Below are 12,475 nucleotides of genomic sequence, written 5' to 3' on the forward strand. Positions count from 1 at the left end.
ACACGTGTAACACGAATGTTGTCAGTATATGAGGTATTGTTTTCTTAGAGTTTTGAATTGGTCCAGCCGGCGTTGATATGTGCCGGTGATGTCTTCAATGGAAGCGCCTTTTTCTATTTTTTTGCGTACCCAGCCGTTACCGATCAGCTTGTCAAAAGAGCCTGTCGGCAAGAAGGAAAAGTCATTTGGATATAAGTCATGCATGGTTTTCAGAATGGAAAGCCCTGTTTTTGCCGCTTCAAATGTGTTTCTGTTTGTTACGTAGACTTGAACGCCGTGGCACAGCTTGCCCTGGTGCTTGGAGAAGCTGGGGGTAAATGATGCGGCTCTGAAGGCGACGCCCGGAAGCTTGAGACTGTTCAGGCGTTCTTCGAGCTCGGTGCTTTTCATATAAGGCGCGCCGATAAGTTCAAACGGCTTTGTCGTGCCCCTTCCTTCGGATACGTTTGTGCCTTCGATTAGTCCTGTCGCCGAATATGCGAATATGCTGTCCGGGGTCGGGATATTAGGCGAAGGGAGGACGAACGGCAGACCGGTATCTTCAATCGTCATCGTCCGCTTCCAGCGCTTCATTTTTACGACGGTGAGGTCGGCGCCAATATGAAACTCTTTATTGAATAAAAGAGCAAGCTCACCGATCGTCATGCCGTGCTTCAGCGGGATCGGATACAGTCCGACAAATGAAGCGTAATCCGGTTCAAGAACCGGGCCGTCCGGATTTCGTCCGCCTTGCGGATTCGGCCGGTCTAAGACATAAAAAGGGATGCCTTTTTCTTTGGCCGCTTCCATGGCATAGGCCATTGTATAAATGTAGGTGTAGTATCGTGTTCCGACATCCTGAATATCGAAAATCAGCACATCCGTATCTTTCAGCATGTCAGGCGTCGGTTTCCTCGTTTCCCCGTACAGGCTGTAGACGGGAAGCCCTGTTTTTTCGTCTATATAGGATGTGACTTTGTCTCCGGCCTGAGCATCGCCGCGGACACCGTGCTCCGGTCCGAATAATGCCGTTAAATGGATGTCTGGTGCCTCATACAGCACGTCAACGCTGCTTTTCAATGAATTGTTCACACCGGTCGGGTTGGTGATCAGCCCGACCCTTTTTCCCTTCAGTTCCTGTTTATAATCTTTCACCAGGTGGTCGATGCCTGTTTGGATGCTTGGTTTCTTGGCGGTATGAAGGTTTCTGTCAGAAGCCGCCGAGACTGCCGTCATAGCACTGATGACGACTAATCCGGCAAGAAGCGCAGCCGTTTGTGTTTTCATGATCTGTCCTCCTGTTTAAAGCGGTTTTCCGGTCTTCAGATTGATACCGAAACCATAAGGATAGAGTGTCGTTCCCGGATGAGTGACGGAAGGAATGTCAGCGGGCAGCCTGCCTTGCGGTTTTGTCTGTCCGAATATCGCTTCAATGCCTGCCGGAATGTTTGGCTGGAGAAATTGTCCGTCTGTATATCCTTTAAAGCCGTAGACTGCGATAAGGGCTTCAGCTTCTTCAAAGTTCGCGGCGTCGTAAGGATTACGCAGGCTCATCAGCACAAAGGGTTTTTTGTTCGATTGTGCGGCTTTCATGACGGCCCGCGGAAATGCAGTCGTCCACTTGCCGGGATCTGTGACGGAATCGTCAATGACGCCGTCGTTTACGACAGGATCATTTTTTACGACATATGAGCCTGTAATCACGTAATCAGCGTCAGATATCAGCTTTTTGTGCTCATCATGAAATGTGCGCTCGGCGAAGTTCATTTTACTGATGGTTACCGGCCGGATTTTTTTCTTCTTGATGAGCTGTTGAATGGTTTGTTCCATTGACGCTGTTTGATCTTCATAAGGAGCGGCAATGAGAACGCGGCTGTTCTTTTTCGGTTTGAATGGGAGCGTGCGGTTTTTGTTTTGTAAGACGGTGACGGATCTTTCCGCGATTTGTTTTTCAGCTTTCAGGTGATTTTTGCTGCCGACGGTTTTCTTTGCTTTTGCAATCTTCTTTTTCAGATTTGTCTCTTTCGGGGCGGGATATATCCCTCGTTTTATTTTCAGGGAAATGATGCGTTCCGCTGATTTGTTAATTTGCTGCAGCGGAATTTCCCCTTTTTGTACCGCCTTTTTTAAAGCGGAATGAACCCGGGCAAAGCAGTTTTCCGTTTGCAGCGATGTTACTTGTGCCGGCATCAGGGCAATATCGACTCCTGCTTTTACTGCCATGACGACCGCCTCTTCCTGGCCGAAATGATCGGCAATGGCTTTCATATTTAATGCATCCGTAACGATGACGCCGTTAAATCCCATTTCTTCACGGAGAAGATGAGTCATCACTTTTTTCGAGAGTGTGGCGGGTACGAGGATGTCTGAACCGTCCAGCTTGCTTTTATAGGTTGTATCGTCAAAAGCGGGAAATTGCACATGGGCTGTCATGATCATATCAGCTCCGGCCTGAATGGCCTTCCGGAACGGATAAAGTTCAATCTGACGCAGCCTTTCTTGATTGTGGGTGACAAGCGGAAGGCCGTAGTGGCTGTCGACATCCGTGTCGCCGTGTCCCGGGAAATGTTTGACGGCGGCAGCGACATCCTGCTTTTGCTGAGCCTTCATTGAGGCAAGGCCGAGTGAAGCTGTCAGATCACGGTCTGAACTGAACGACCTGACGCCGATGACAGGGTTTCCGGGATTATTATTGATATCGAGAACGGGAGCGAAATTCGTATTAATGCCCAGTGCTTTCAGTTCTTTGCCGATAATGGCGCCGGTCTGGGACGCGTAGGCTGTTTTTCTCGCGGCTCCGAGCGCCATATTGCCTGGGAAATGAGTGCCTTCACCAAGTCTGGTTACGATGCCGCCCTCCTGATCAATGCTTAATAATAGCGGAATGTCAGGGCTCGCCTTTTGAAAGGCATTTGTCAGGCGTACCGTTTGCTCAGTATTTTTTACATTTTCTGCAAATAAGATAACGCCGCCGAACCGGTACTTTTGAATAAGCCCTGCGACTTCGTCATTCATTTGGGTAAGAGCCTCAGGTGATGACTGCCCCTTTTTTTGCCAATTTCGAAAATCAGGCATGAGCATCTGCCCTAATTTTTCATCTAATGTCATACGGGATACCAGTTGTTCCGCCTGTGACGGAATGTCCGGTTTTGTCGATGCATGATGCGTGCCGAAAACAATGAACAACAGTAATACAGCTGAGATGACAAGTTTCATGATGGTGCCCTCCTGCCGTCATAGTTTGGACAAAAGACATGGGTTGTCATTCAATGGCTTCATAAATCGTTTTTATGACGCTGCCGTAGCTTCCGGTCGGGAAAAGATCCCCTTCAAAAACATTTGGATTTTCACCGGGACTGACGACGGGGGAATGCTTTTTATTGGTCAAAAGTGCGATCCCCAGCTTATAAGCGGGATCAATAATCGTGATGGTGCCGGTCCATCCTGTATGGCCATATGCCTGCCTGCTTGCATAAGGGCCGAACATCCACTCCATATCCGGGCTGCCGTTTTTCCGCCAGCCGAGAGCGAAAGTCGGATCAGAGGATGCCGCCGTTGTGAACAAATCGGCCGTTCTTTTATTGAAGAGAGAAACGTGTTTATAACTGCCTCCGTTCAGCATGACTTGAAGAAGGACGGCCATGTCATCAGCTCTGGAAAACAGCCCGGCGTGACCGGACACCCCTCCCATGGAGTAAAATGCTTTTTCATCGTGAACTTCCCCCTGCAGCGTATACGTCCTGATGTGAGGGAAATGGATGACTCCGTCACGTGTGTTGCCTAAACGTTCAGTAGCTGCGAATGCTTTTTCTTTAAAGCCTTTTTGCAGCGGGTTGAACAGTGTGTGCGTCAGTTTCAGCGGTTTGTACAGTTCTTGTTCAGCATAGGCATCAAGGGTTTTTCCGGTTATGCTTTCAATGATGCAGCCGAGAAGCATGTAACCGATATCGCTGTATACGTGTTTTGTTCCCGGTTTGTATTCAAGCGGGATTTGGGTGAGAAAACGGATCGTTTTCTCACGTTCTTGTGAATACAAAGGGCCTGCGGTATCCGGCTGATAGAAATAAAAGCTTGCCGGCAGACCGGATTGATGCTGGAGCACATCGATGACGCGAATGCGGTCTTTTTCTTGAATCGGATCGCTTTTTCCGTCTTTGAAATCAGGAAGGTAAGCCGAGACTTTTTGATACACATCAAGCTTTCCCTGGCTGACGAGTCGCTGCAGTGCAAAATTGGCCGCGTACATTTTTGTATTGGAAGCTAAATCAAACATGGTTGATGTTTTCATTTTTTTCGGACGGGATAAAAGGGTGTTCCCGTCATATTTTTTGCTGTAGCCGTATGCTTTCTTTTTGATCACCCGTCCGTCCTTTACGACGACAAGGACGGCTCCGGGGAATCCTGCTGCGATGTCTTTTTCAATCATTTGATCAACCTTTCTGAGCTTTGCTGCGTCGTATAATTTGGATTGGGCTTCGGCTTTGTGCTGCGGCAGGAAAGAGAGGCTGATGACCATTGTGAGTATGGCGGCTGTCAGTGTTTTCATATTCTGATCCCTCCCGGTTTATTCAAATTCAGCAGCCATGTCATCCTTAAATCCGAACGCATAAGTGAAGACAAAGCCCGCCGCGTAAGAGATGAAGAGACCGATGATATACAAAACGATTTGAGCCGGCTGTACGAGAAACGAGAGCGGAAGGCCGGAGACACCGATTGAAAAAGTAGCCACCTGAAAATGGGCTTGAAAGGCGCCGCCGATTCCCGCCCCTAAACACGCCGTCAAAAACGGCCGGCCGAGCGGGAGCGTGACGCCGAAGATGAGCGGCTCTCCGATTCCGAGCAGACCGGATGGAAGTCCGCCGCCGATCGCTCTTTTCAATGAGGCTTTTTTTGTTTTCATAAAGATGGCGAAGGCCGCCCCTACTTGACCCGCGCCTCCCATCGCGAGAATCGGAAGAAGCGGGTCATCTCCGATTGACCGGATTAATTCCAAATGTACGGGGGTCAAGCCCTGATGCAGGCCGGTGACGACAAGCGGCAGGAAGGCGGCTCCCAGTACAAACCCTGAGAGCACTCCCCCGACATTCAGCAGCGACAATAAACCTGATGTAATCAGATCAGAAATAAAACCGCCTGCAGGGATAAAAACGACATATGTCACCAGCCCGGTGATAAGTAAAGACAATGTAGGCGTGACGATAATGTCGATGGATTGATGGACGTACTTTCTGATAAACCGTTCGGTATAAGCGATAAAAACCGCAGCGAAAAGAACGCCGATTAATCCTCCCCTGCCAGGGAGCAGATTCTCTCCGAACAAACTGATATTGGCGATTTCAGGGTTAAGGATCAATATACCCGCAAGGCCGCCCATCGCGGGAGTCCCGCCGAATTCCTTCGCCGCATTGATGCCGACAAGGACGCCGAGGTATGCGAATAAGCCTGAACCGATAACCGTTAAAATAAGTGCGATTTGGGATTCTTTCGGGAGCCAGCCGGCCTGAATGACGGCTTTCGTAATACCGGTGATTAAACCTGATGCAATGAGTGCGGGAATAAGGGGAATGAAGATGCTTGATATTTTTCTCAGAAACAGTTTGATGGGTGTGGTGTTTTTTCTGTTGAGATCGGCTTTTTTCCGTGAGGCGGCTTCTTTTAAATCAATGTTTTTTCCGGATGGCATAAGTTTTGCGAAAGCGTCGGCGACATGATTGACGACACCCGTGCCGAGAATGATCTGCAGTGTTTCGGCTTCGACGACGCCTATTACCCCGTCAAGCTGTTTCAGCGCTTCAATATCCGTTTTGTCCTGATCTAAAGGCGTAATCCTCAGGCGTGTCATACAGTGGGTAAAGCCTGAAATATTCGATGAACCGCCGCAATTGTCCAGGATATCTTTGGCCAGTGACTGATAAAATGCCTCTTTGCTCATGGAGATCCTCCTTTTTCCGTACGATTTTTCCCGGGGAGCTGTGCCTGAAACGCATCCTAAAAGCGCCTGCGCCGATTATGAAAACGGCGCGGGCTCGTAAAAGCACATTATTTTTCACCAAAGAACGATCAGCGTTCTTTTTCTTTTGAAAGGTGCTGTTCAATGGCTTTATCAATGAAGCCGTCTGATTCTTTGAGCAGTGCCTTCGCGTGTGTTTCGTCCGAATTCGTCTTCAGCATGACGATTGCCGTTTTGACATGGCTGCCTGCGGCCTCAAGCGTTTCTTTTGCCTTGTCGTACGGAACGCCCGTGATGCTTTGGATAATGCCGATTGCGCGTTCTTTCAATTTTTCGTTGCTGACATGAACGTCCACCATTAAATTTTCGTACACTTTGCCGCTTTTGATCATCACGGCCGTGGAAATCATGTTCAGAATCATTTTATGTGCCGTCGCCGCTTTCATTCGTGTTGACCCTGTAATTACTTCAGGGCCGACGACGACTTCAATGCTGTGATCGGCATAAGTGCTGATCAATGAGTGTTTATTGCATGTGAGGGCGACGGTTTTGGCGCCGATTGTTTTTGCGTATTTCAGCGCACCGGCCGCATACGGCGTGCGCCCGCTTGCCGCGATGGCGATCACGGTGTCTTCTGCGGTAAGCCCGATCGTTTTGAGATCGAGAGCGCCGGTTTCCTCGCTGTCTTCTATACCTTCAGCCGCTTGCAAAAAGGCGTCTGCTCCTCCGGCCATCAGACCGATGACGGTGTCGGGACTTACGCTGTATGTAGGCGGGCATTCAACCGCATCCAGTACACCGAGCCTGCCGCTTGTGCCCGCTCCCGCATAAATCAGCCTGCCGTTTCGCCGTAAGGACTGATGGGCGAATTGAACGGCAATCTGAATATCGGGCAGCACCTGCTGAACGGCTTCAGCCACTTTGAAATCCTCTTGGTTAATGATGCGGAGAATTTCCATCGTGTCTGCTTGATGGATTGAAGCGGTCTGCGGATTTCTGGTTTCTGTGGTCAATCTGTGAATGTTAAGCCGGTCTGTCATGATTGTACCCTCCCAAGTCGTTAATACTTGAAGTATATGGGCTTCTGAATAGATGTTTCAAGAAAAATCGGCAGGGATGAGATGAATAATCAAGCGCTTTCACAAAAAATGATGCAGAATGTGCTGTTCGCCGATGGGGCCGATCGTGCGACGACCTTTATCAATAAAACCGGAAGACCGGTACAGGTTCTTTGCACGATGATTGCGATGGTTTACAGCAAGCACGATTTCATCACACCAAGGAAAGTAATTTGCGACAAAAGCGGGGAGCTGCAGCATCGCTTGTTTGGCATAACCTTTTCCCTGATGCGGCGCATGTAAGGACAGCGCACTCAGCAAAATGGCAGACACATTGTTCGAATACGGGGCAATGGTTTCTTTTGAGGTATGTAAAATGAAAAAACCGACGGGGCGGTCTTCTTTTAAAATGACTGTCGGGTAGCGATCCCGGATGACGAGAGCCTGCGGCAGGACATCTATCGGCAGAGCTGTGAACTTTTTATCTTCTTCACTCAGCACAAATCCGTTCAGCCCGTCTGCATGATCCGGTTTATAAAAGGACAGGGCTACACCCATGATATCTACTCTCCTTTTTTATAATTGATCCAATTCATCTTCTGATAGAACACGGCAGCCTGCCCGTTTTAAAAGAGCGGAAGTGATGCCGTCTCCGATTATTTTTTTCCCCGAAAAAGTGCCGTCATAGATAAAGCTGCTGCCGCAGGACGGACTGTTTTCTTTAAGGATGACCGTTGCGGCGCCTATTTCTTTTGCGTATGCTAACGTTTTTTCCGCGCCGTCCATATATAAAGCCGTAACGTCTTCGCCTGATGCTGTTACGATTCTTGCTGTTCCGTTCAGCACGTCTTCGCCCGTACCGCCGATGATTTCCGCCGGTTCGCGGGGAGTGGTGAAGCCGCCCAAAAGTTCGGGGCAGACCATCACAGCTTTCTTTTCTTCTACGAGTCTGCGGATTTTTTCCGAAGCGGCGTGAGAGCCGTTATACCTGCATTCGATACCGCCGAGACAAGAGCTGACTAAGATCATCTGTGTCCATTCCCTTCAATATTTTGATACTTTCATCATAAATGAAATAAGAGAGGAGGGATGAGTTTTTCAGTTAAAAAACGGGTAAAAAAGTTTGAAAATAAAAAAAATAATTTTTCTCTTTACAAATGGGGTACAACCTGTATATAATAACTTTTGTCAGCTCGACGCGGACACAACGGCCCGTTGGTCAAGCGGTTAAGACACCGCCCTTTCACGGCGGTAACACGGGTTCGAATCCCGTACGGGTCATATGGAGGATTAGCTCAGCTGGGAGAGCATCTGCCTTACAAGCAGAGGGTCGGCGGTTCGAGCCCGTCATCCTCCACCATATTTGCCGGCCTAGCTCAATTGGTAGAGCAACTGACTTGTAATCAGTAGGTTGGGGGTTCAAGTCCTCTGGCCGGCACTGTTTTTCAAAAAATACGGAGGGGTAGCGAAGTGGCTAAACGCGGCGGACTGTAAATCCGCTCCCTCAGGGTTCGGCAGTTCGAATCTGCCCCCCTCCACCATTTTTGGGCTATAGCCAAGCGGTAAGGCAACGGACTTTGACTCCGTCATGCGTTGGTTCGAATCCAGCTAGCCCAGTCTCAGACACCTTTTGCATAAAGGTGTCTTTTTTTTCATCAGCATTTTGTTTCAATTTCTGATTGTTCATCAGATATACTATTTTTAAGCTGCTGTTAAGGCAGTATATTCTGTATTTTCCATCTACACCCTGCCTGAAATTTGGTAAAATAAATGTAATAAAAAAATGAAACCTTTTAAAACAATCAACGTATAGATACAGACCGGTGAAGGGCAGAGGTAAGATAAAACATGGAAAACCTGATTAAAAAAAGAATCAAGCAAGTCAAAAAAGGCGATCAAAATGCGTTTGCAGAAATCGTTGACCTTTATAAAGATAAGATTTACCAGCTTTGCTACCGCATGCTCGGCAATGTTCACGAAGCGGAAGATATTGCGCAGGAAGCTTTTATCAGAGCGTATGTCAATATTGACAGTTTCGATATCAACAGAAAGTTCTCAACGTGGCTTTACAGAATTGCGACCAACCTGACCATTGACCGCATCCGCAAGAAAAAGCCTGATTACTATCTGGACGCAGAAGTAGCGGGAGCAGAAGGGCTGACGATGTATTCGCAGATCGCCGCGGACGGGGTTCTCCCTGAAGACGCCGTATTGTCATTGGAGCTGTCGGACACAATTCAGAAAAAGATTTTAAAGCTGCCTGACAAGTACAGAACGGTTATTGTATTAAAGTATATTGACGAACTCTCTTTAATTGAAATCGGGGAGATTCTGAATATCCCTGTCGGCACCGTCAAGACAAGGATACACAGAGGCAGAGAGGCTCTTAGAAAACAATTGAGGGATCTTTAAGTGGGGTGATGAAATGAGCTGTCCTGAACAGATCGTGCAGCTTATGCATAAGCATCTTGATGGAGATATCCTTCCTGAAGATGAAAACGTATTAAAACAACATTTGCAGTCATGCGGGAATTGCAAACGGCATTTTCATGAAATGGAGAAATCCGTAGCACTCGTCCGAAGCACATCGCATGTCACGGCCCCTGCTGATTTTACTGCCAAAGTTATGGCGAATCTTCCAAAAGAGAAAAAACGCGCTTCTGTAAAACGATGGATCAAAACTCATCCGATGATTGCAGCCGCAGCGGTTTTTGTGATTTTAATGGGCGGCGGTTTTTTCAACAGCTGGCATAATGACCACAATTTCAGTGTGTCCAAACAGCCGAACCTTGTCGTGCAGAATCACACGGTCACCGTCCCTGAAGGCGAGACCGTAAAGGGCGATGTCACAGTAAAAAACGGCAAGCTGTTCATTGAAGGAAAAGTCGACGGCAATGTGACCGTCGTCAACGGAGAAAAATACATGGCCTCAGCCGGACAAGTCACCGGGCAGATTGAAGAGATTAACCAATTGTTTGACTGGGTCTGGTACGAACTGAAATCGGCGGGCCAGGGCGTCGTGAGCGCTTTGGACCCGAATGAAGATGAGTAAAGCGTATAATCGCTTTACTCTTTTTTTGTGCATCGCCGCACTGGCTCATTTCACTTGAGAAATCAAAATGTGGTATAATGAGCACGCTATATGATGTACATATTGCTCATGCAGCACAATTCATAACAGAAAAACGAAATGACTGAATTCTTGGAGGACGAGGAAATGGCTTTTGAGGACATCCCATTTTTGCAATACCTCGGCAATGCCGTTGATATTCTCCTTGTTTGGTATGTGATATATAAATTAATCATGGTCATACGCGGGACGAAGGCGGTTCAGCTTTTAAAAGGAATCGTCGTCATCGTATTGGTCCGGATGGCCAGTTCATATTTGGGACTCAGCACGCTTCAGTGGCTGATGGACCAAGCGATAACATGGGGATTTTTAGCGATCATCATTATATTCCAGCCTGAGCTGAGACGGGCGCTTGAACAGCTCGGACGGGGCCGGTTCTTTTCCAGGAGCGGAACCCCCGTGGAGGAAGCGCAGCATAAGACAATTGAAGCGATTACAAAATCGATCAGCTACATGGCGAAACGCCGCATCGGCGCACTCATCGCGATTGAGCGCGATACGGGAATGGGCGATTATATTGAGACGGGCATCCCGCTTAATGCGCAGGTCAGCTCGGAGCTTTTGATTAATATCTTCATCCCGAATACACCGCTGCATGATGGAGCGGTCATTATGAAAAATAACGAGATTGCGGCGGCTGCCTGTTATCTGCCGCTTTCTGAAAGCCCGTTTATTTCAAAGGAGCTGGGGACGCGTCACAGAGCGGCTGTCGGCATCAGTGAAGTGACGGACAGCTTAACCATTATTGTATCTGAAGAGACGGGCGCCATCAGTGTGGCCAAAAACGGAGACCTTCACAGAGAATTGACGGAAGAAGCACTGAAAGAAATGCTTGAAGCCGAGTTTAAGAAGAACGCCAGAGATACTTCTTCTAACCGCTGGTACTGGAGGGGCAAGAAAAATGGATAAATTCTTAAACAACCGCTGGGCTGTAAAGATCATTGCATTGCTCTTTGCGCTGCTGCTTTACGTTGCGGTTAACAACAACCAGGCGCCGACTCCGAAAAAGCCGGGGGAATCCTTTTTTCCGACATCAACGACTGACGAGGCTACGCTTACTGATATTCCTGTAAAAGCATACTATGATGAAGCGAACTATGTCGTCACCGGCGTGCCCCAGACCGTAAATGTCACGATTAAAGGCTCGACAAGCGCGGTGAAAAAGGCGAGACAGACGAAGAATTTTGAGATATACGCCGATATGAATAAGCTGAAGACCGGGACTCATAAGGTCGAATTGAAGGCGAAAAACGTATCGGACGGACTGACGGTCTCCATTAACCCGTCAGTCACGACGGTTACGATTCAGGAAAAAACGGCTGAGAGTTTTCCCGTGGAAGTTGAATACTACAATAAAAGCAAAATGAAAAAGGGATACACCCCTCAGCAGCCGATTATCAGCCCGAAAAACGTGCAGATTACAGGTTCGAAAAATGTGATTGATAACATTTCACTTGTCAAAGCATCCGTGAACCTTGAAAATGCAAATGAGACCATTGAAAAGGAAGTGAAAGTGACCGTCTATGACAAAGACGGCAACGCACTTCCTGTTGATGTTGAACCGTCAGTCATTAAAGTGACGGTTCCCGTAGCCAGTCCGAGCAAAAAGCTTCCTTTCAAAATCGAAAGGAAGGGAAGTCTTCCGGACGGGGTGAGCGTTGCGAGCATTGACTCGAATCCGAGTGAGGTGACGGTTTACGGCCCGCAGGATGTGCTGGATTCACTTGAATTTATTGACGGCGTATCTCTTGATTTAGGAAAAATTGATAAAGATACCGATATCAATGCCGATATCCCGCTTCCTAAGGGTGTCACTAAGGTATCACCGGAAAAAATCACGCTTCATGTTAAAGTGGACAGTGAAGACAAAAAGGATTTTGACAATGTCGGAATCAAGACGGTCGGACTGGGAGGCTCACAGCAGATTGAGTTTCTCGATCCTGAATCGCAGGCGATAAATATTACGGCCAAAGGCTCTCCCGCCAACATTAAGGCGCTGAAAAAGTCGGACATTGAACTGTATGCCAATGTCTCGGACTTTGATGACGGAGAGCACTCTGTAAAGCTTGAAGTAAACGGCCCGCAAAACGTCACATGGTCCCTGTCAAAAGACACGGTTAAGATCAAGCTGACTTCTAAGAAAAACACAAGTTCAAATAAAAATAACGGCGGTTCCGCTGATTCCGGCAATAAGAACGGCACAAGCGGAGACGCAGACAAAGACAAGAACAAGAACAAGAACCGGGAAGACGACACTGACAGCGATCAGAATAAAAGTCAAAACCAGGATCAAAATCAAGACCAGGATGAAGACGGATCAAGCGCTGATTCTTCTTCAACAGAATGAAAAAGGAGCGA

At 48.0% G+C, this 12,475-nt stretch carries 11 protein-coding genes and 5 tRNA genes; 9 read left to right on the forward strand and 7 right to left on the reverse strand.

All coding sequences use genetic code 11. The annotated features are described in order from the left end of the window. Nucleotides 1-21 precede the first annotated feature (21 nt). The 7 genes from HWY38_RS06725 to HWY38_RS06755 form a co-directional block, all read right to left on the reverse strand. Nucleotides 22-1,266: an exo-beta-N-acetylmuramidase NamZ domain-containing protein gene (locus HWY38_RS06725; RefSeq protein WP_224181506.1), complete on the reverse strand. Its 1,245-nt coding sequence runs from the start codon at nt 1,264-1,266 to the stop codon at nt 22-24. A gap of 15 nt (nt 1,267-1,281) precedes the next feature. Then, nucleotides 1,282-3,195 (reverse strand): glycoside hydrolase family 3 protein, encoded by a 1,914-nt coding sequence (locus tag HWY38_RS06730; protein ID WP_224181507.1) that lies wholly within the window; start codon nt 3,193-3,195, stop codon nt 1,282-1,284. Nucleotides 3,196-3,241: 46 nt separating this feature from the next. After that, on the reverse strand, nt 3,242-4,525 hold the full coding sequence (gene pbp4b, locus HWY38_RS06735) for a penicillin binding protein PBP4B (RefSeq protein ID WP_224181508.1): 1,284 nt from the start codon (nt 4,523-4,525) through the stop codon (nt 3,242-3,244). An 18-nt stretch (nt 4,526-4,543) separates the two neighbouring features. Beyond that, the gene (locus HWY38_RS06740) at nt 4,544-5,911 is read right to left on the reverse strand and encodes a PTS transporter subunit EIIC (protein ID WP_224181509.1); all 1,368 of its coding nucleotides are present in this window, start codon (nt 5,909-5,911) and stop codon (nt 4,544-4,546) included. A gap of 128 nt (nt 5,912-6,039) precedes the next feature. Beyond that, on the reverse strand, nt 6,040-6,969 hold the full coding sequence (gene murQ / locus HWY38_RS06745) for an N-acetylmuramic acid 6-phosphate etherase (RefSeq protein ID WP_224181510.1): 930 nt from the start codon (nt 6,967-6,969) through the stop codon (nt 6,040-6,042). Between the two features lie 99 nt (nt 6,970-7,068). Continuing rightward, a complete protein-coding gene (locus HWY38_RS06750) occupies nt 7,069-7,545 on the reverse strand; it encodes a GNAT family N-acetyltransferase (RefSeq protein ID WP_224181511.1) in 477 nt (158 codons plus the stop codon). A gap of 18 nt (nt 7,546-7,563) precedes the next feature. After that, nucleotides 7,564-8,016, reverse strand: a complete 453-nt coding sequence (locus HWY38_RS06755; protein WP_007408014.1) for a DUF523 domain-containing protein — start codon at nt 8,014-8,016, stop codon at nt 7,564-7,566. A gap of 180 nt (nt 8,017-8,196) precedes the next feature. On the opposite strand from HWY38_RS06755, the gene HWY38_RS06760 reads away from it, so the two are divergent. The 9 genes from HWY38_RS06760 (at nt 8,197) to HWY38_RS06800 (ending at nt 12,464) form a co-directional block, all read left to right on the forward strand. Further along, nucleotides 8,197-8,268 (forward strand) — tRNA-Glu (locus HWY38_RS06760). 3 nt (nt 8,269-8,271) lie between these two features. Beyond that, nucleotides 8,272-8,347, forward strand: a tRNA-Val gene (locus HWY38_RS06765). 5 nt (nt 8,348-8,352) lie between these two features. Further along, a tRNA-Thr gene (locus tag HWY38_RS06770) sits at nt 8,353-8,425 on the forward strand. A gap of 18 nt (nt 8,426-8,443) precedes the next feature. Beyond that, nucleotides 8,444-8,528: transfer RNA gene (locus tag HWY38_RS06775), tRNA-Tyr, on the forward strand. Nucleotides 8,529-8,532: 4 nt separating this feature from the next. Next, nucleotides 8,533-8,604 (forward strand) — tRNA-Gln (locus tag HWY38_RS06780). A gap of 231 nt (nt 8,605-8,835) precedes the next feature. Beyond that, on the forward strand, nt 8,836-9,399 hold the full coding sequence (gene sigW, locus HWY38_RS06785) for an RNA polymerase sigma factor SigW (RefSeq protein WP_003156766.1): 564 nt from the start codon (nt 8,836-8,838) through the stop codon (nt 9,397-9,399). A gap of 13 nt (nt 9,400-9,412) precedes the next feature. Further along, entirely contained in the window at nt 9,413-10,039 is a 627-nt protein-coding gene (gene rsiW / locus HWY38_RS06790) for an anti-sigma-W factor RsiW (protein WP_003156765.1), read from the forward strand. A 165-nt stretch (nt 10,040-10,204) separates the two neighbouring features. Continuing rightward, nucleotides 10,205-11,026: a diadenylate cyclase CdaA gene (gene cdaA / locus HWY38_RS06795; protein WP_003156763.1), complete on the forward strand. Its 822-nt coding sequence runs from the start codon at nt 10,205-10,207 to the stop codon at nt 11,024-11,026. Next, nucleotides 11,019-12,464: a YbbR-like domain-containing protein gene (locus HWY38_RS06800; RefSeq protein ID WP_224181512.1), complete on the forward strand. Its 1,446-nt coding sequence runs from the start codon at nt 11,019-11,021 to the stop codon at nt 12,462-12,464. The genes cdaA and HWY38_RS06800 overlap by 8 nt, the downstream gene beginning before the upstream one ends. The last annotated feature ends 11 nt before the right edge of the window (nt 12,465-12,475 follow it).

It is taken from the genome of Bacillus sp. KS1 (assembly GCF_020075515.1).
In the GTDB taxonomy this organism is placed as follows: Bacteria; Bacillota; Bacilli; order Bacillales; family Bacillaceae; genus Bacillus; species Bacillus velezensis.